This is a genomic window from Acidovorax sp. FG48, assembly GCF_057809085.1.
Genome location: NZ_JBMDJH010000004.1, coordinates 98,482 through 115,126, shown reverse-complemented (window position 1 = coordinate 115,126; position 16,645 = coordinate 98,482). Strand labels below are relative to the sequence as shown.

Annotated in this window: 22 protein-coding genes; 15 read left to right on the top strand and 7 right to left on the bottom strand. The window is 57.8% G+C overall.

Going from position 1 to position 16,645, the window contains the following annotated elements; all coding sequences use genetic code 11:
* Positions 1–143: 143 nt before the first annotated feature.
* From ACODSU_RS07425 to ACODSU_RS07400, 6 genes are all read right to left on the bottom strand, one after another.
* Positions 144–569 (bottom strand): hypothetical protein, encoded by a 426-nt coding sequence (locus ACODSU_RS07425; protein ID WP_488841247.1) that lies wholly within the window; start codon positions 567–569, stop codon positions 144–146.
* Between the two features lie 239 nt (positions 570–808).
* Positions 809–1,171, bottom strand: coding sequence for a hypothetical protein (locus ACODSU_RS07420; protein WP_488841245.1), 363 nt, complete (start codon positions 1,169–1,171; stop codon positions 809–811).
* Between the two features lies 1 nt (position 1,172).
* Positions 1,173–2,000 (bottom strand): hypothetical protein, encoded by an 828-nt coding sequence (locus ACODSU_RS07415; RefSeq protein ID WP_488841243.1) that lies wholly within the window; start codon positions 1,998–2,000, stop codon positions 1,173–1,175.
* 448 nt (positions 2,001–2,448) lie between these two features.
* Complete coding sequence (locus ACODSU_RS07410; protein ID WP_488841241.1) at positions 2,449–2,736, bottom strand: hypothetical protein; 288 nt, start codon at positions 2,734–2,736, stop codon at positions 2,449–2,451.
* A 29-nt stretch (positions 2,737–2,765) separates the two neighbouring features.
* Positions 2,766–3,230: a hypothetical protein gene (locus ACODSU_RS07405; protein WP_488841239.1), complete on the bottom strand. Its 465-nt coding sequence runs from the start codon at positions 3,228–3,230 to the stop codon at positions 2,766–2,768.
* Between the two features lie 119 nt (positions 3,231–3,349).
* Positions 3,350–3,598 (bottom strand): hypothetical protein, encoded by a 249-nt coding sequence (locus ACODSU_RS07400; RefSeq protein ID WP_488841237.1) that lies wholly within the window; start codon positions 3,596–3,598, stop codon positions 3,350–3,352.
* 327 nt (positions 3,599–3,925) lie between these two features.
* Here ACODSU_RS07400 and ACODSU_RS07395 point away from each other — a divergent pair, with 327 nt between their 5' ends.
* Positions 3,926–4,336 (top strand): hypothetical protein, encoded by a 411-nt coding sequence (locus tag ACODSU_RS07395; protein ID WP_488841235.1) that lies wholly within the window; start codon positions 3,926–3,928, stop codon positions 4,334–4,336.
* 80 nt (positions 4,337–4,416) lie between these two features.
* Here the strand turns inward: ACODSU_RS07395 and ACODSU_RS07390 are convergent, their stop codons facing one another.
* Complete coding sequence (locus ACODSU_RS07390; RefSeq protein WP_488841233.1) at positions 4,417–5,706, bottom strand: DUF5623 domain-containing protein; 1,290 nt, start codon at positions 5,704–5,706, stop codon at positions 4,417–4,419.
* A 515-nt stretch (positions 5,707–6,221) separates the two neighbouring features.
* On the opposite strand from ACODSU_RS07390, the gene ACODSU_RS07385 reads away from it, so the two are divergent.
* From ACODSU_RS07385 to ACODSU_RS07320, 14 genes are all read left to right on the top strand, one after another.
* The gene (locus ACODSU_RS07385) at positions 6,222–6,638 is read left to right on the top strand and encodes a hypothetical protein (RefSeq protein ID WP_488841231.1); all 417 of its coding nucleotides are present in this window, start codon (positions 6,222–6,224) and stop codon (positions 6,636–6,638) included.
* 449 nt (positions 6,639–7,087) lie between these two features.
* Positions 7,088–7,516 carry a hypothetical protein gene (locus ACODSU_RS07380; protein WP_488841229.1) on the top strand — a complete coding sequence of 143 codons (429 nt, stop codon included), beginning with the start codon at positions 7,088–7,090 and terminating at the stop codon, positions 7,514–7,516.
* Positions 7,517–7,526: 10 nt separating this feature from the next.
* Positions 7,527–7,979: a hypothetical protein gene (locus ACODSU_RS07375; protein ID WP_488841227.1), complete on the top strand. Its 453-nt coding sequence runs from the start codon at positions 7,527–7,529 to the stop codon at positions 7,977–7,979.
* Entirely contained in the window at positions 7,976–8,449 is a 474-nt protein-coding gene (locus ACODSU_RS07370) for a hypothetical protein (RefSeq protein WP_488841225.1), read from the top strand. The genes ACODSU_RS07375 and ACODSU_RS07370 overlap by 4 nt, the downstream gene beginning before the upstream one ends.
* A 130-nt stretch (positions 8,450–8,579) precedes the next feature.
* Complete coding sequence (locus tag ACODSU_RS07365) at positions 8,580–9,161, top strand: hypothetical protein (RefSeq protein WP_488841223.1); 582 nt, start codon at positions 8,580–8,582, stop codon at positions 9,159–9,161.
* A gap of 8 nt (positions 9,162–9,169) precedes the next feature.
* Positions 9,170–9,628: a hypothetical protein gene (locus ACODSU_RS07360; RefSeq protein ID WP_488841221.1), complete on the top strand. Its 459-nt coding sequence runs from the start codon at positions 9,170–9,172 to the stop codon at positions 9,626–9,628.
* A 214-nt stretch (positions 9,629–9,842) separates the two neighbouring features.
* On the top strand, positions 9,843–10,214 hold the full coding sequence (locus tag ACODSU_RS07355) for a hypothetical protein (protein WP_488841219.1): 372 nt from the start codon (positions 9,843–9,845) through the stop codon (positions 10,212–10,214).
* Positions 10,215–10,297: 83 nt separating this feature from the next.
* Positions 10,298–10,756 carry a hypothetical protein gene (locus ACODSU_RS07350; protein WP_488841217.1) on the top strand — a complete coding sequence of 153 codons (459 nt, stop codon included), beginning with the start codon at positions 10,298–10,300 and terminating at the stop codon, positions 10,754–10,756.
* Between the two features lie 20 nt (positions 10,757–10,776).
* The gene (locus ACODSU_RS07345; RefSeq protein ID WP_488841215.1) at positions 10,777–11,022 is read left to right on the top strand and encodes a hypothetical protein; all 246 of its coding nucleotides are present in this window, start codon (positions 10,777–10,779) and stop codon (positions 11,020–11,022) included.
* Positions 11,023–11,238: 216 nt separating this feature from the next.
* A complete protein-coding gene (locus tag ACODSU_RS07340) occupies positions 11,239–11,916 on the top strand; it encodes a hypothetical protein (RefSeq protein WP_488841213.1) in 678 nt (225 codons plus the stop codon).
* The gene (locus ACODSU_RS07335) at positions 11,913–12,575 is read left to right on the top strand and encodes a hypothetical protein (RefSeq protein WP_488841211.1); all 663 of its coding nucleotides are present in this window, start codon (positions 11,913–11,915) and stop codon (positions 12,573–12,575) included. The genes ACODSU_RS07340 and ACODSU_RS07335 overlap by 4 nt, the downstream gene beginning before the upstream one ends.
* Positions 12,576–12,678: 103 nt before the next feature.
* A complete protein-coding gene (locus ACODSU_RS07330) occupies positions 12,679–15,537 on the top strand; it encodes a hypothetical protein (protein WP_488841209.1) in 2,859 nt (952 codons plus the stop codon).
* A gap of 210 nt (positions 15,538–15,747) precedes the next feature.
* On the top strand, positions 15,748–16,104 hold the full coding sequence (locus tag ACODSU_RS07325) for a hypothetical protein (RefSeq protein ID WP_488841207.1): 357 nt from the start codon (positions 15,748–15,750) through the stop codon (positions 16,102–16,104).
* Positions 16,105–16,107: 3 nt separating this feature from the next.
* On the top strand, positions 16,108–16,590 hold the full coding sequence (locus tag ACODSU_RS07320; RefSeq protein ID WP_488841205.1) for a hypothetical protein: 483 nt from the start codon (positions 16,108–16,110) through the stop codon (positions 16,588–16,590).
* Positions 16,591–16,645: the final 55 nt, after the last annotated feature.

Genomic DNA, 16,645 nt, shown 5'->3' with positions numbered 1-16,645 from the left:
GCATTGATGGTGCGGCCATGGTTTGGCGTTTGAAAGAGAGTCCAGCTGGGCGGTGCAAGTCTTCAGCACCATTCGGGCTGCAGATCCTTTGCAACGCCCAGCTGTGACATGGGCACGACCTTCTTGCGGTCTTGGGTCAGGGCCTATGCAGCAGCCCGCATGCCTTCGAAGGACATTCCCGATGGACTGTGCAGGACTTCCAGCACCTTCTGGGGGCCGTAGTTCGATGCATAGCCTGGCTGAGTCAGGAGCACGACCTCTACGCGGTCGCCATCGAGGTCGCGGTGGAACTCGTCGGCTTGCTCTTCGGTCGCGTCGATGACGGCCATGCCGTGCTCGCGGTCGATCAGCTGCAGCTTTCCGCTTGCGCTGAGTGTGAACCAGTCACCTGCCACCACACGCAGGGTGGGGTAGAGGATGCGGGATCCGCCTTCCCGGGAAACCACGCCAAGGGAAGCCTTTTTGATGGCCTCCCACAGAGAGTTAGCCGTCTCCCCCATCCGCGGCTTCTTGCGGGCCGGGATGAGAGTGGTGGCATTGTTGCTGGTGCTGTGCGATGTGTTGCTCATGGTGATTCCTTGAAGAAATCCACGGGCCTATCCCCTGAGGGATGGGTCCCGCAGGGGTGATGAAAATGGCTTTCGCCGTTGAAATGCTGGGTTGCTCTACGAGCACGGTCAGCTACCGCTTATGTCCGCAGCACAAGGCATACGGTCAAAGTCGCTTGCCTAAGCCCCCGCGTTGGCAGAGGCTTGGGCAAGCCTCGCAAACCCCCTGGGGGGGCTCGCGGGAACTTGTCGTTTGCAGATCAGCGTCGAGGCTTCAGCGCAGCAAGGGCTTTGCCCAGCTCCGCTTCGCGTTTGACACGATCTTCCAGGCCCGTTTTCGCAAGCTCTGGAGAGGCATATTCGAGGCCTGAGCCCTGGTCAACCCAGCGCACGCCCCATTTCTTGTCTGCCATCGACCGAACGCAAGGGATTGCGGTTCGGTTCGCGACCACTACAGGCTGCGTTCCTTCCAGCAGCGTCTTGCGCTCCCGGTTTCCAGCAAGCCAACCATCCTCGTAGTCACGGAGATCGCGAACAGACCGAAGGTGGGAAGGCGCCTGAACGGAGTACCCCTTGAGCGCAGCGTTTCGGCCCAGCAGGTGAGCTTCTGAGACTTCTGCCATGTCAGTGCGCTCCCGATTCGAAGCACGGCTGGCACACTTCAGCGCCGTCAGGACACCCAACAATCGAGCCTGCGGACTGGCCGCAATCGCTGCAGTTGGATTCGGTGCTCTTTTGCGAGCCCCGGCCGAGAGTTTGAAGAGCGTGGCCCAGTCGGGTGCGGGCGTTGTCATCCAGCAGCCCATCGGGCACAAAGGCCCAGGCGCTTGGACGGTCCTCGTAGGTGTGGCCTGAGCCAGGCACCGCAAAGTCCACACCGGGGAAGGTGTCCGCAATGGCCTTCATTCCGCGAAGCAGACGCCGTTCAACGTCCGCTTGGGGCTCAAAGGCCTTGGCGCTTTCTTCACCCACCGTGTTGGCTTCTGACTCGCGAGAGCAGTATTCCAGCTCGAAGAGGATCCCCCAGCGCCCGCCTTTGTTGACGATGAAGGTGTCTTCTTCGAACATTTGGGAGCGCAGGCGATCCAGCAGGCCTGGATCGGCTTCAAGGAAGCGCTGCACCAGCTTTTTTTCCGGTTCGGCGTGGTTGATTTCGCCCCAGCGGTCGGTGAGGTTTTGGGCGATGTGCCAGTCTGACCACGAATCCGGTGCGTCAATCGTGTGGACCTTAGCGACGGGATTGGCGAGGTAGTGGACCCCGGGCACGCCGTAGGTCCGTTCCATGTCCTCCACGCGAGGGCGCACGAAGTCAACGCAGCAGTCCCCGAGGGAGAAGCCAGTGTCCTGGTTGTCGTTCTGGCGACCCGAGTAGCTGGATCCGCAGCAGGTGCAGGTCAGGCGGCGACGTGGCTTTGCCAGGTCAGGGTGGTCAGAGGTTTTGGCTGTCGTCAATTTGATCTCCTAGAAGAAAAAGTGCGAGGCCACCCCCTGCAGGGGACAGCCCCGCAAGGGTGAATCCAAGCCGTAGGGCTTGGAGAGAGGTCACGCGGCCGGTGGGGCCTTGTGGGTGAGGGTGAGGGATTCCGGTTCAGCTGGGAACCACCAGCAGTCATAGTCCAGGTAGATGAACCGTTTGCCAACTGGCTCTGGTGCAAAACCCGTTACGAGGTGCCCGGGGAAGGCGACTCCGTTGTCGTTTGTGAACGTCACGGTGTCGCCTACATTGAACTCACAGGGGATCGGTGAGAGCTTTTGGGCGTTGCTGCTGAGTGGATATCGCGCTCCCTCAATGAAGTGGGGCTTTTGGCTAAATGCGGGCATGGGGCTCCTAGTAGCGGTCCCACACCTTGCGGTGCAGGCCCGCAAGGGTTGAAGGTGTCTCTGGCGCCAGAAAGGTTGCTCAGCAGTTCTTTGCAGCCTCTTCGATCCATTCGGCGTACTCGACCTCGCGGCCAAGGTGCCGGGATATCCGGGCGTGCAGTAGCGTGTCGTCATCCCACGGCTTGGGTGTCACGTGCTCAAGGGCTTCGGTCAGCAGCGCATCACCTTTGCGGCGTGCTGCAGTCCAGGCTCTGGTCCAGGTGTCTTTCAAGTCGTTGCTGTAGGGGTCGTTCCAGTCTCGCTGGAACTCCTCCTCAAAGGCGGCACGCATCTCTGCGTCGTCAGTTGGCTCAAGTTGGGTTGTCATAGACGATCCCTTCTCGAAGCTTGGACGGATCAGGCTGGCATCGCTGCTTTAGCAGCAGCACCGTTGATCTTGTCCCGCACCAACTCGTGGCTCAGGCTGGCCAGGTCATGGAACTTCCAGCAGGTACCGTTGGGCTCACGTGCGTAGATCGTCGTGATGCGGCCAGACAGGAACTCCGCGAAGCGGAACGTCTCCAGGCCCAAATGATGGCCGTAGCGCATGGGCGGCAGGCATTCCAGTGCTTCGAAGAAGTCATCCTCCTCGATGCGCTGGGGCTCAGACTTGTAGCTGGCTTCCTGCATTTCGATGAAGGAGTTCATGTCCGTCACCATGATCTCGACACCGCGCTCCAGGGCCATTTCTTCACGGGTTTGACGCTTGAAGTGCGACCGCAGTACGCCATCACCGAAGTCCTTGGCAGTGTCGATGCATGTAAGCGTCGTTTTGCCAGAGAGGGTGGCGTAAAAAACTTGGGGGTTGTCATTGCTATCCATGGGGTTCTCCAGTGAAAAGCGAAGCCATGCCCCCATGCGGGGATAGGCCCCGCAAGGGTTAAACAAGGTCAGATGGGAATGAAGGTGGGGCTAAACCCATCCTCTCTCCCTGAAGGAAATCATGCCGGCATTGCGCCAGCAACGGGACAGCAGGAAACGTACTGTGTTCCGTCCCAGCGCTGCAGGTCCTCGAAAAGAGGATGGTCTGTGGAGCGGCGGGCTTCGCGCATGGCGTCCTGGTCATTCATAGCGCCGATCATGATCCAGCCGAAAGCACCTTTGAGGCGGTAGCTCTGGTTTGGTGGACACGCCAATGGGCGATCAGTGATTGGTATGTCGCGCCGCGCTACGCGTTGGCATGTGGTCATCGTGGTCTCCGGTAGATGTCCGAGACCACTGCCCATGCGGGAACAGAAGTCCCGGGAGGGTTGAGGTGGTGGCTGGTGTGCCAGTCCAAGTAGGCGCTGTTTGTTTGATTCCCCAGCTAGGAACGACGAGCAAGCGTAGCCTGCATCATTTCCGCAACATTGTATAGGCCTTCAACGCGCTTTGACAGTGGTGGTTCATCAGCTAGGTTGGCCGCCGTGGACTGTCGAGCCCCGTCAATCGTCTCATTGGAAGAGGCTTGCAGCACACCGGTGAGAAGCAATTTCTCCCGAAAACCGGACCTTACAATTGGCTTTTACCCTCTCAAAATGAACCGAAAAGCTCTATTTCTCACTGCCGCATGTCTTGCAATTCCTCTTTTTGCTCATGCAAAAATCACCAGGGCGGACATGGAGATAAAGCTGCCATATGCGACGAATCTGATCGGGCAATTGCGAGCATGCATGTCTGTTGCTGACTCCTTCAGTTATGTCCCTGCGGTGGATACCGAAGTGGCATTTCTCCAATACGTCCGGGCCTCCGACCTATTGACTGATGACTACCCAGAAATGGTCGCCAAGCGAATTGCAGCGAACGCACGTCTGGAGTTTGAATACATCTCTCTGCACAAGGACGACCCTGCGAAGGTTTTGGAGAATTGCAAATCGCACCAACGTGATGCGAAAGAATTGGTCATCGAACTTCAAAAAGCTTCCAAGACGGCTGGACGCAAAAAATAGCCATATCCCTCCCTCCGCGCGCTGGGATAACGGGCCAGGTCACCCTGATGGAGGGTGGACCCGGCCTCAATTGCACTCGCTTATTTCCAAGTCGCCAGGGACTTAATCATCTGGTCGATGCTGCTGACCAGCGTCCGCGCCTTTGTGGGCGTGTAGTGATCCATCAGGATCTGTTTGGCCTCTGCCAAGGACGCCATGTGGGTCTCACGAAGATGCTGAGGCATCGACTTTTCGAAGCGGGTGGGCGGCGCATCGCCGAAATACACCTCTGTGAACCGGTCAAAGGGCAGCTGTACAGGGGTGTATTCGGTCTGGATCCAACTGTCCAGTGTGCCGCGCAGCTTGACCATGCGGTTACGCACGCCCTCACGCATGTACGTGTCGGCGTTCACGATCTTCAGCAGACCGCCAAGCCGCTCATGGGTCTCAATCGGCATCCGGTTAGGCTGCTTGCCACGTGGCGCTGGGGGCTGCGCCGCTGACTTCTTGGGGGGGGCAGTTTTCTTGCTCAGGGCAGTTGTAGCCCCGGGGCTGACGAAGTGGCTGAGCCCCCTGGCCGACTCTCCTTCCCAGGCCTCTGGAACTGGTGGCTGCGGCAGTTGGTCCAGAGCCTTCACTAGGGGAGCAAGTGGAGGGCCGCTTTTCTTGCTGGCCACCAGATACAACCGAGAGCCGCTTTCGCCACCGGGCAGGTACATGCCTGGCCATTGGGGTTTGGCGATATCGAACTGGTGTTGCTCGGCCCATTGGGCACGCGCGTCGGCTTTGCTCAGTGCAGCGGGCTCGTACGGTTCATCCACGAACACGTAGCCCTTTGACACGGGGTCATACCAGCCGCTGTAGTGGTCTTTGCCCGGTATGGCATTGCTGGACTTGCCCTCCGGGTAGACCCGGCTGTTGGTCGTGGATGGGCGCAACTTGGTGGCGTCCGCAAACATCCAGGTTCGCAGGCAGTGGCAAACGTAGTGCCGTGCGCGTTCCTGTGAGTTGTGCCTGTAGTCGTAAAAGAGGTGGTCTTCGGCCAGGGGCGTCAGCCGTGCGAAAGCACCCGGCTGGCGCATATGCGTAGGGGTCAGCAGTTCAGAGAAGGGCGCGCTGAGGTCAACCCACCAGACCTCGCGGCCAGATTGGTGGGTTTCAGGGTCAGTCCACCAGGTGGAAACATAGAGCCTGTGCTTGGGGCTGGAGATCCGGGCTGTTCCCGGGGGCGGGTTCCCAGCAAGTGATTTCTGGGCGACAGCAAAAGTCGGATAACCACAGAAGACGGCGGCTTGTTGCTGCGCTTGGTACAGGGGGATGCCCAGGGTTTTACTGAGCTTCTTGGCATGGCGCTTGAGGCCATCAAGGGTAGAGGGGGGCGTGTTCAACATGGTGTTACTCCACGGGCCCATGCAAAACGACACCCGCCTACCGTCGCAAGAACCCGAAGTAAACCAGGTTGTGCAAGAAATTCAGAACAGTGCCGTTGCCAGCTTCCCTTTGGCGGGTGGGATGCGCCTGTTGTGCGCGGTGGCCTTTCGACCATGCGCCAATCTTACCCTCAAGCGCAGAGAAATACCTGACCTGCCAGCAAGGTTGCCCGTTGAGCCTGTGGACCACTCCACAGAGCCTCTGTCAGTTGTCACGCGGCGCAAGAGTTCGGCACCCACCATCCCATCCAAAGAGGAAATGCCAACGTCAACATTTCTTTGGCAGCTTCAGATATCACGCTCATTTTGTAAGTTTGCAATGGTTCTTCCCGGCTATGCAATAGCAGCACATCCGGCGTATCGTGTTGCAGTTTCGGGATTTTTCTCCTAGACTGAAACCCTCAATAACGCGGGCTATGGGAGGCATTCATGAGCAAATTCGAGATCGAAATCCCCGCTGCTGGAGCATCGAAACCATGATTGCTGCACCAGCGTCTTCTATTTCTGCCCCACAAGTGCAAGGACTGTCCCTGTCGCTGCACTCCTCCGTGGAGGTAATTTCGCAGCAGCTGGTCTCAGAACGGCGATTGTTCGACTGGGACTTCATCAAGGACATTCATTTCGAGAGGCACTTCCTGCCCCGATTCCTGCACTCGAAGGCTGAGGTTGACTCGCTTCTGCAGTCCCTGGATGAAGACGGCGCTGGGTTGAACGAAGGCGGCGAGTGCCAAAAGGCACAAAACGCCCGCTACTGGCGCACCGTGTTGCACCCGTTGGGCGAACCCACGGTTGCATCGTCCATCTGGGCGTTGGCGCGCTCAAGGCGAGTGAACTGCTCATGCCATGAGAGTGGATCTTTTGCCAAGCGTCTTCGCGAATGGAGTGCTGAGTGACGGTCGAACAGGCTCACAGCGGGGTATGCGTCTGTCTGAGGTGCCGCAACGGTCGTTCCATGGGCCACGCCCTTACATCGACTGCGGCATGCAATGAAGCGAATGCGCTGGCGCTACAAAAGGCACGGCTTGGTGTCGGCGCCCGCATAACAGGTTGCCGACGTTCGTCGATCGACAGCTATGACCTGGCGTACACGGTCAGCGGTGCACACGGTGATGAGAAAACCGTTGTGGTTACAGATCGCTCACTTCGCGCCCGCCTCAAGCGCAAGGGGCTCTTTGGAACCAGTGATGCCCCTGTCGGACGGCAATGACTTCCAGTGCGGCTACCAGCAGTCTTGGGGAATAGGGCAAGCAGAGAGCGGCGAAAGCGATCGTCCGCCGAGATGCGACCGATTTGGGCGTGTTTCGCGGGGTGTTTTTGGGCATGCCACCCCGACAATTTCCCCATGCATTCTCATCGCGAACTCAATGCCCTGAAGGTGGGCAACTCACCCAAACGACAGGATGTTCTCAGCTCCCTCTCGGAGGGCGATCGGGAGCTGGTCTACAGCTATTTTGACAGCACGATGAGTCCCAGCTACTACCGCGATATTGGGCTCTCCTTCTTGGCTACAGCCGCGCTCATGGTGGTCTTCGGGATCTTCCTGGAATCCGAGCTGGGGAAGGCGACATTGGGATTGGACGGCGCCGACTGGATGACCATAGCGGCAGTTGTAGCTGCAGCGCTGACCTGTGGCGCGACCGGACTGGGCTTCCTCTGGCACTCCCGGATTCTTGAGAAGGATGCCGAAGTGTTGGATGCAGTGCTGAATGCCCGCCAGTTGGACATGCTGGCCATTGAGTTGGAGTTGAAGAGCTTGGGATTTATTCTGTAACGGGGGCCGGATGAGGAAGTTCTTCAGAAGGTATCGACTCCATGTACTGGTTGTGACGGTGATTCTTGGGCCTTGGTTCTTGCAGCATCTCTGGGATCAGAGAGAAGCAGCTGAAAGACGCAGCGCTCTTGAGCGTGCTCCGGCACTTGTCAAAAACCATTTCCATTCCGCTTGGACTTCGATCACCCGTGAAGGGGGCGAGGCTGTCGCCTGGAGCGGTTCTTCGAGTGAGCTTCTATACCTGCAACTGAACGGGTCTCGCTGCTGGGAATGCGTGATCGTCTGGGCCAGGACGCCCTCGGGCCGGTATTTCACAGTGCCATACGTCGTTGGCAATGAGGGCGAGGTATTCCCCGCAGAGAAGCCCAATGTGGTCCAGCAGACTGAAGTCATCGACATGCTTGTCGAGAAGCGAGAGTTGGACGTTCTCAAGCGCATCGGCATTCCTGTAAATCCGGCATGAAACCTCAACTCGAAATGAAAAAATCCACCTTCATGCGTTGGATGTTTGCGGTCTGCCTGGTTGTTGGTACGGGCGCCACTCTGTACGACAACCACCTCGAATCTGTGGCGATAGAGGAGGGCATGGAGGCCGCTCCAACCACCGTCCCGATCCAGTTCAAAGGGTGGTCGGCCGTCACCGCCATCGACGGCGCTGCAGTTGTTTGGGATGGCGCAAAGAGCGAAATCCTGTATGTCCAGAGGGTGCCTCACCACCTGGCTGAAACGAATCGCACCAGGAACTGGATCGTTTGGGCCGAGTCCTCGAACGGTAAGTTGTTTGCTGTGAACTTCTGGGTGGACAAGAAGGGGGCTCTGCAATCACTCCCAGCTCCTAAGTTGGTCTCCCAAAACGATCTGGTGCAGGTCCTTGTCATGGACGGTCAGCTGGAGCTGATCAAGGCGCTGGGATACCCGTTGAAGAACGCCTGATCCAGGGTTCTCTCGCTGCTGTACCAACAAGAAACTCGAAAGTCATCTCTATGAAAACCCGGACTGTTCTGCGCGCGGCTGCAGGCGTACTGATGGTCTTGTGGTCTGGCAAGCAACGTCGGGGCTGACCATGAACCCTACATTTTCCGATTGGGCCAAGCTGCGTGCAGAGTTTGTCAACGTGGAGGAGGAGCCCCTCACAACCGTGCAGTGGGCAGGGTTGAAGGCCGAGTTTGAGGCAAGCAGGGCAGCTTGGGAGCGCAGCGCAGACAAGATGGCCAAGCGCAGGAACATCTGCATCGCGATGCTCTCAACCTCTTTCACACTGGTTGGTCTAGAGCTTCTCTTGCAGGATGCTCAACGACTGGGCGTGCTGTTTTTGGGATTGAACGTAATTCCCTTCTCATGGTTCGTCCATGGGCAGGTTTCTGGCTCAGCGCCCCCCTACGACCTGTTCTTTGTGGCGAGCCATTCCTTTGAGGATGTGCCCCTGCAGGCCTACGATGAGATCAGCAAATACGCCGAGACCGATCCTGCGACATCACTGTTCGTCAAGCGGGTTCTCGACCAAGGCCGTGAGTTGAACGGGGAGGAGTTCCGGGCGATCGAGCGGCGGCATGAAAAGCTGAATGCCCTCCAATGTGCAGAGCAGCGATCATCCAGAGGGTTGCAGGCCAGACGGAACCTTCAGGCGTCATCAGTCCCCCAATGAGCCCCACCATGCCCCCCAACAAGTCAAGAAAGGCAGAGGTTCCTGCGGCGCACAGCCCCTTGTCTGCCGAGGCCCCCGTGACGCTCAACGACTTTCGCACCGCCGTTCGCTACCTACTGATTACGGATCACGGCATGCCTGCCATGGTGGCCGATGAGGTGATCAAGCTCGATGATCCATACTTGCAGAGGATCTTCGGTGAAGGGGGCAGCGATGGAGCGTCTCCGATGGAGGCAGCGGAGGAGCTTGCCATCAAACCATCGAGCGAAAAGTCCTGGGTGAAGCTGGGTGATGATCAGGTGGTTATCCGTGCGAGCGGACACATCAATCAGTACGTGGATCAGCTTGTGGGTACCGGCCTTTTTGGTGACGACCGCACGCAGGTTGTTGACGCGATGGTCCGCCGAGGAATTGAGTCAGTGCTACCTGTCCTGCAGCTCTCTCCGCCCCACAAGAGGAATCGCTAGGGCTCAGCGATAGCTCCGCAGGCCGTAAGCGACTGATGTGCACATATTTCCACATCCTTTATTTTGTGTGGCAATTCTGATTGAATCTTGAGACAATGGGTCCGAATGCAATCGGTTGCCTTAACTACGGGGGGGCCTTTCGATTTGAACCCCGACATCCAGCGTGCATCGTCTTCTGGCGCTTGCCACCCCGTCTGAATACAGAAAGCCCTCAATGGAAAAGCAAGACGTTCTCGGTTTGTATCCGCCTCGCGATGTGGTCCAAGTACCTTACCTTTGGTTTGCATGGTCGCTCATCTATGGGGCCCTCTACGCGATCGGTTTGCGCTTCCACGCCGTCATAACTACGCCCAAACTTCCTGCGGCCTTTATTGACATTGATTGGGACGTTGTGTTCCAACCCATGTTTTCTTGGACTCGGGCGCTTGAGGGCACGGGCTTCGCGTGCATGTTTGGATTCGGGCTTTGGCTCACGGCCCGCATCGTGTTCCGGCGCCGCTCCGCAGAACACCGCAAGGCGCTTTTCATGTTGGGGTTGATTTTTACGACGGTGGGGATGGTTCTTGTGGCTTTTGCCCCTGTGTAGTTGTGGCCCCTCTCAAGCTGATAGATGGCTCGCGAGGATGTCAATTCCACCCGCGAAGCTCCCTTTTGTAGACGGCCAATAACATGACTTCGCAATACCCCGCTTTCAAGGTTGCCAGGCTCAACGGTCATAGCAGCTACTACCTTTTCGCCTCGCCCAAGGATTGTGTGGAGTTCGTCGAGGAGCGACAGGCCGGTAACGAGTTTGGCTTCCTGATCAGGACGCTGAAGTCCCGTACCGTGGTCAAACAACGGGAGGCGTATTCACAGCACATTCCCAAGGAGCAGTGGTTCTCCGAAGTGCAGGCCTCGATGTTGGCCCACCTGGATTGCGCCATGGAGATGGTGAATTTGGCCACCCACGTTCGCACAGTCAAAGCCAAGCCGACGCTTGCAGACTACGCGCATGTGGCGGGCGACTCTGCACAGTCGTTTGAGTACACGAAGCGCCGCTTGACCACGGCCCTTCTGCTGCAGGATGTTGGCGGGAAGAACGATGTGCTCTCCGGGATTGGTTTCCTCCCTTCGCCCTCTGCTGCATGACCCAGGTTTTGGATGGGACCATGACATTGACTGATGCGATTGAGGCCCTCCGGCCGCTCCACATGCCTCATGCCACCTGCCATGGCGAGCGCAGCGGGTTTTTGATGTCCGATGCGGCCCGCGCGCTGGGTGGCCTCGCCCAGGCATCGAATGCACTCACGCTGCTGATGGCAGCTGACTTAGTGGTTTCGGCTCCCAAGGTGTGTGGCGGCGATGTGCAAACCGTTTTCAGCTTGGCAGAAGAAACCGCCCCCACTCTTCACTGATGCTTCACGCTTGCAGATTCGCCCCCCACATGAATAGCGAGTTGCCTGTTTCAACGTCGGCTGGGTGATGCTGAGTGCCAGCCTTGGTGCGATCTGTCTCGGGGCTCCGTTCTGCAGCCACTCATAAAGACTCATAACGATTATTTAACCGGTTAAAGTTTTCTCCAGATGGCCGTTTTCACAGTCCCTGATCCGTCAACGCGTGTTCCGGTGGCCATGTACACCGAGCTGCGGGCTTGGATGCTGGCCAACGACACCGATGCTCTGCAGATGGTGGACTGGTCGGAGAAGACGTTCTCTCCCCCGGTCTCACCCGAGAGGATGGCCAGTGAGGTCATCTGGATCATCCTGTGTGCAGGCCGCTCGGCACAGGCGGCACGCACCATCGAGCGCAAGGTATGGGACGCTATCAACGATGGCAGACCGGTCGTGGAGGCGTTTGGGTACCGGGCAAAAGCAGCTGCAATCGAACGGGCATGGAACGAACGCGAAAAGGATTTCGAATCCCTGCAGGGGGTTGTGTCCGTTGGCAGCGTGGAGGCCCTGGTGGAGTGGTGCGGGTCTCTACCGTTCGTGGGGGACGATACCCAGTTCCAGCTGGCCAAGAATTTTGGGGCCGACCTGGTGAAGCCTGATCTCTGGCAATCGCGCCTGGCAGGGTTTGCGGATCGACCTCGGCGCTCGGTGAAGTACCGTTTCCCCGCCTGCATGGCTTTATGCCGGCCACTCGCCGAATCCACTGGTGATCGCATCGCGACGGTGGATAGTCTGCTTTGGTTGGCGTGCAATAAAGGGGTTCTGAAGGTGGATGCCCATGCAGGACCTGTGACGTTCGCGGAGAAGGTGATCACCGCCCGCTCCATTTTTATTCCTCAGGCAGAGCCAACCCCATGAACATCCAAGTCACAGACAGCCTTGCCTCGCTGCGCGCCCAGCTCGTGCAGGCCCAAGAAAAACTGGCGATCGCGCAGAAGGCGGTCAAAGCGGCTGAGCGGGCGGAAGAACGTGCGAGCAACCTGGTTGAAGACATCCGTGAAGCCATTGCCATGTCGCAGCTGCAGAGCTGGGGGGAACATCCGGATCTGGCGGAGTTGATGAACTCGGGCGAGGGCAGCACGATGGTCTTCTACAGGGCATTGGGTGAGGTGGCGGGGAGGTGGGGCTTTGGTCTTGGTGGCACCTGGACAGACACCAACCAAACGGTGCTGCGGTTCGGCCTGAACAGGGGTGAGCGCGGGGCTGTTGATCGAGTCGCGGCGGCGGTGATCTACTTTACCCCCGCGATGAAGCCCATCAAGGGTGGTTCGCGGGAGGGGTGGGTGCGATTTGCAGTCTCCCACCAAGAGCCAGAACTGCGCTCGTGGGAGCTGCGCTACGCCAAGAAAACCGGTAAGGCGCGACTGGTGTCTCAGTCCTACGGGACGGAAGAGGACAGGCACGATTTCGACACATTGTTGGCAGCGCTGCACTACATCGAGAAGCACCTGTGGTGCGACAACGTGATCGACGAAGAGACAACGACACTTCTGGAAGATGGAACGGTAGCGTCCTGATCGTGGGCCCTGGTGGCGTTGAAAACCAGCTTGGCACTTTTGCGCTTGTCTTTTCACATGCTGTTGAGCAGGATTTCTCCCTCTACTTCCTGGAGGGATCATCATGGGCATTCGGATTACCGAAGATCGAGTTGTCAGCGACAGCGAGACAACCTTGGAGATAGTCGCAAAGGACATCAGTGCGTCGGAGATTAACCCCCGCATTGGTGGCCGGAAAATCGTCTTGGTCCACGCTGATGTTCTGCGTCTAGACTCGCCCATTGTTGCCCCTGGCGCGGTTGTCACGCTGATCGCTCGAAAGGCCCTGGGGGGGAAGCAGGCCTTGATCAACGTCTCTGGCGTTGATGGTGTTGATGCGCTACAGAGCCCCCCACCCACTCCTCTGGAAACGTCCTCTCCCGCTCCAAACGGTTCGAACGGCGGTGACGCAGGTGTCACAGGCTCCATCGATGTTCTTTTTAAAGAGCTTGATGGGCCTCTGGTGTTGATGGCAGTTGGTGGTCGTGGTGGCAAGGCACAACCTGGCGCCAATGGCGCAAATGGCAAGCATGGGTTCCCTCACGATGAGATCGACACGGAGGGAGGGGCGGGTGGCGACGCTGGGGCTCCTGGGAGAGCTGGCATTCCTGGCACTTCAGGCAACGGTGGCCAAATCCGGATCCATGTCGATTCAGGAGGTGAACTCGTCACCGCCCAGATCAATGGTGGCGAGCAGGTGGCCGGTTCCGCCCATGGCAAGCCCGGGGCACCTGGTGAAGGGGGGCTAGGGGGGCATATTGAGGTGTGCGTTCCGAGTCCTGGTGTGCTTTCGACCGGCGCAGTACCCCTTCGATGGGGCATGGATTGCGGCATCAGTCCAGATAGAAGGGCCAGTGGTCCAAGAGGGAAGGATGCATCACCAATCCTGGATCCGGTTCCCGTTGGGAAAGCAGGAAATCCTGGTTCTGTAACCCTTGGTCGCGTCTTCGGTCACCCGCTGTCGATTCCCGTCAAAGGGCTGAAGCTGCTGGCGCTTGATGCAGACATGACCCACCTTCAAGGAAATGAGGTCGAAGCCGCAGACAAGGCTTCATGGCTGTTTGCCATCTCAAGTGAAGCTGCTGACACTCAAGCACGTGAATTGCGAATGCGCCTGGCCAGCACCCTTGGGCGTATCGCATCGGGCCTTCCACCGGTTGGAATCCAAGGTGTCTATTGCTCCATGCGCCCGATCGAATTCCATCTGGATAGCCTCCAAAAGAGATTGGAAAGTCGATTCCGCTTCCGGTACTACCTGGCCGAAATGCGGGCTGAGAACTTGCAAGTCGAGACGGTCCAGAAGGCGGTGAATGATGTGCTTTACCACGCTGAATTGGTCACCAATCTTGGGAAGGTACGCAAGGAGCAGTTGGATAGCCGCCTGAAAGATGTCAGCAATCAACTAGATTCGATGGCCGCATCTTATGTGGCTATTTGGCTGAAGGTTCAGACGGCGGACCATGATTTCAAGGAAGCCGTTGCCCGGAAAAACCCCTGCGGTTCGTTCCTGAACGTTCTGATCGCAGTGTCATTGGTGGTGGCGACGGTCGCATCAGGAGGTGCTACAGCTGCTTCGGCCCTTGCCGGCGGAGCAGAAGCCTTCAAGTGGCTCAACAAGGACTCCAAGACCGAGAAGGACTACAAAGGGCTGATCGAAGACGCAAACGAGGTCAAAACAACCCTCGATGGCATAGCGAAGGGCGCAAATGATCTCGCTGACTTTGCCAATAAAGCCAAGGATTTTCTAGGCGGTGACGACCTACAGCCCCCTTCAGACGAAGTTCGGGTCAGCATGACCCGGGATGACTTCAACAAGATGATTGAGCCTTACAAGGGGATGGCAGAGGCTGACCGCTTGCGTCTCATCATGGACCAGTTCTTCGCCATGGTGGATGCAAGGAACAGTCTTCTGATCGAGCGCACTCAACTCATCACGGAACTGGCCAGCATTCGCTCGGCCATCACAACCGCGCAGCGTCAGCGGGATGATCTAGAGAAATCTGAGGGCAGCGTACTGCTCACCAAAGTCACTGATGTTTACGAAGCTGCAATGTGGGCAGATCTCGAATTTGGGAAGGGCCAACTAGCAGCCCTTGCCGAAGCGAATTCGGCATTCGAGTACGAATGGATCCAGCTACGAGCGATTGATCTTTCAAGCACGCGGCCAGAGCATATTGAACGACAGTACGAGCTGATGCTAGATGACCGCAGGCATACGCCTGTGGATGTCAGTTTGAATGCAATATGCGAGATTCGGATCGACCGAGATAGCCATAAAGAAGTGTTCGAGCATCTTGCCTCTGATCGAGCATTCGTCACTTTAATGCCGACGAATATTCCAAAAGCAAATCGAAACCGGTGGGATGAGCGTGCGTTTTCCTTGGGTATTCAACTTGAATTCAATAGCGAATACCTTGCTGGCAAGGAGATTTCGATTCGGGCCATGCTCACCAGCACCGGTATCTCTTGGTTCAAGCCTGAAAAGGGGCCAATGCTTGCGTTGAAGGTGCCCAAGCGAAGCGCTTCATGCAAGGCGTCTTCGAAGCTTGATCTCAACCTGACCTATGAGGAGCGCAACTTCATGGACGTGCGTACCGATGTTGTGGAGGTTTCCCCATACGGACTCTGGTCTCTTCAATTGCCCGGGATATCGGAGCATTTGCCAAAACTGGAGGCCATCCACTTCATTTTTGTTGGCTCAGCCAGGCATTCGCCTGAAACCCGTGTCGCGTTCCGGCAGTATGGGCCGGCCCTACTGAAGAACTTGGGAAGCAAGTCCAAGGTGTCGGCACCAGGCATTTTGGGGATGGTCGAAATCGCGGCAAAAGATGAGCCTGTTGGGATGGAGATGGACCAGCGAATTCAGGAAGCGATCCAACTCAAACTCGTGGAAGACGGTATCTTCCTATCGAGGTACGCCAAGACACTTGATGAAAAGGTTTGAAGGCACGGTCGTCTCACTCGATAGTCGCCAGGGCGGGCAGCATTGCGCTGCTCGTCGTTTTTCGGCGAACTGCACATTGCTGTGCTCGCCCTTGCATTAGGCTGTCGTCTTTGCGTTGTATGGACCCCATCTATGGGAAGTTTAGACCTTACCCCTGCTGAGCCCCATATCCACGGCCGAAACGTCATCCTTGACCTCTCCGGATCCCCCATGGTCTACCCCGGCCACCCGTTGGTGCTGGCCACTGCGATCATGAAGGTCTTTGGCGCTTTCGATGAGGCAAATGCGCCCACTGCCCACGGCTGGTGCGCAGCTCTCGGCGATGACCGCATTCCAGGGGCAGGCGATCACGTCGGCGCGGCCATGAGGACGTTGGCCGTTGGGGCGGGAGGGGAGGGCGTAGATGCGATGGTTGCCTATGCCCGCCGCTACTGGGAGGATGGCCAGGCTGGTGGCCACCAGCGAAATGTGGCTGCTGGCGCGGCCCAGGCCAAAGCCATTGAACCTGCATTCCGTGCCTTGGCGCAGAAGTGGCTGCTTCAGGCCGAAACCGACGTTGTGGCGTAGGACATGCTGAAGCCTCCGCTCTTCGATAGCCTCCTGGCTGGAACACCCTTTCGGGGCCTGATCATTCATCGTTTCGTGGGGCTCTGCGCCTACATTGGCGTGCCCAATGAGCACTGGATGGCGGAAATTGACGAGCTGGTGCTCCAGGTCCACGGGAGCATCACTTTCCGGGGCCCCGGGGGCGATGGATACAGGCCAGAGGGTTGGTACTGGTGGGGGTGGGACTATCAACATGCCTCCGACTATTGCGAGGTTCCTGAGGAGATTCAGGAGGTGATCCCCCCTGAGCTTTCCGAAATCATGAAGTCGCACATGAGCCATGGGAAGAAATGGACAGTGGCCGAGGTAGAGCAGGATCTGATCGATGCTGCCGTTGAGTTGCATGCCAGGGTTCTGGCGTACCAGGAGTCGGCTTCTAGGCTTGTCGAGGCCAGCTCCAGGGCCACCATGGGAGACGCTGGCAGCGATGCCGGTGATGCTGCCTAACGGGGCGTTTTTCAAGGGGGGTTTTTGGGCGCTGGTGCGTAACCTAGGGAGCATC

What these genes read in the sequence shown, in the direction of transcription:
- ACODSU_RS07425 (WP_488841247.1), bottom strand. Translation starts at nt 569, where the DNA reads ATGAGCAACACATCGCACAGCACCAGCAACAATGCCACCACTCTCATC.
- ACODSU_RS07420 (WP_488841245.1), bottom strand. Translation starts at nt 1,171, where the DNA reads ATGGCAGAAGTCTCAGAAGCTCACCTGCTGGGCCGAAACGCTGCGCTC.
- ACODSU_RS07410 (WP_488841241.1), bottom strand. Translation starts at nt 2,736, where the DNA reads ATGACAACCCAACTTGAGCCAACTGACGACGCAGAGATGCGTGCCGCC.
- ACODSU_RS07405 (WP_488841239.1), bottom strand. Translation starts at nt 3,230, where the DNA reads ATGGATAGCAATGACAACCCCCAAGTTTTTTACGCCACCCTCTCTGGC.
- ACODSU_RS07400 (WP_488841237.1), bottom strand. Translation starts at nt 3,598, where the DNA reads ATGACCACATGCCAACGCGTAGCGCGGCGCGACATACCAATCACTGAT.
- ACODSU_RS07395 (WP_488841235.1), top strand. Translation starts at nt 3,926, where the DNA reads ATGAACCGAAAAGCTCTATTTCTCACTGCCGCATGTCTTGCAATTCCT.
- ACODSU_RS07390 (WP_488841233.1), bottom strand. Translation starts at nt 5,706, where the DNA reads ATGTTGAACACGCCCCCCTCTACCCTTGATGGCCTCAAGCGCCATGCC.
- ACODSU_RS07385 (WP_488841231.1), top strand. Translation starts at nt 6,222, where the DNA reads ATGATTGCTGCACCAGCGTCTTCTATTTCTGCCCCACAAGTGCAAGGA.
- ACODSU_RS07380 (WP_488841229.1), top strand. Translation starts at nt 7,088, where the DNA reads ATGCATTCTCATCGCGAACTCAATGCCCTGAAGGTGGGCAACTCACCC.
- ACODSU_RS07375 (WP_488841227.1), top strand. Translation starts at nt 7,527, where the DNA reads ATGAGGAAGTTCTTCAGAAGGTATCGACTCCATGTACTGGTTGTGACG.
- ACODSU_RS07370 (WP_488841225.1), top strand. Translation starts at nt 7,976, where the DNA reads ATGAAACCTCAACTCGAAATGAAAAAATCCACCTTCATGCGTTGGATG.
- ACODSU_RS07365 (WP_488841223.1), top strand. Translation starts at nt 8,580, where the DNA reads ATGAACCCTACATTTTCCGATTGGGCCAAGCTGCGTGCAGAGTTTGTC.
- ACODSU_RS07360 (WP_488841221.1), top strand. Translation starts at nt 9,170, where the DNA reads ATGCCCCCCAACAAGTCAAGAAAGGCAGAGGTTCCTGCGGCGCACAGC.
- ACODSU_RS07355 (WP_488841219.1), top strand. Translation starts at nt 9,843, where the DNA reads ATGGAAAAGCAAGACGTTCTCGGTTTGTATCCGCCTCGCGATGTGGTC.
- ACODSU_RS07350 (WP_488841217.1), top strand. Translation starts at nt 10,298, where the DNA reads ATGACTTCGCAATACCCCGCTTTCAAGGTTGCCAGGCTCAACGGTCAT.
- ACODSU_RS07345 (WP_488841215.1), top strand. Translation starts at nt 10,777, where the DNA reads ATGACATTGACTGATGCGATTGAGGCCCTCCGGCCGCTCCACATGCCT.
- ACODSU_RS07340 (WP_488841213.1), top strand. Translation starts at nt 11,239, where the DNA reads ATGTACACCGAGCTGCGGGCTTGGATGCTGGCCAACGACACCGATGCT.
- ACODSU_RS07335 (WP_488841211.1), top strand. Translation starts at nt 11,913, where the DNA reads ATGAACATCCAAGTCACAGACAGCCTTGCCTCGCTGCGCGCCCAGCTC.
- ACODSU_RS07330 (WP_488841209.1), top strand. Translation starts at nt 12,679, where the DNA reads ATGGGCATTCGGATTACCGAAGATCGAGTTGTCAGCGACAGCGAGACA.
- ACODSU_RS07325 (WP_488841207.1), top strand. Translation starts at nt 15,748, where the DNA reads ATGGTCTACCCCGGCCACCCGTTGGTGCTGGCCACTGCGATCATGAAG.
- ACODSU_RS07320 (WP_488841205.1), top strand. Translation starts at nt 16,108, where the DNA reads ATGCTGAAGCCTCCGCTCTTCGATAGCCTCCTGGCTGGAACACCCTTT.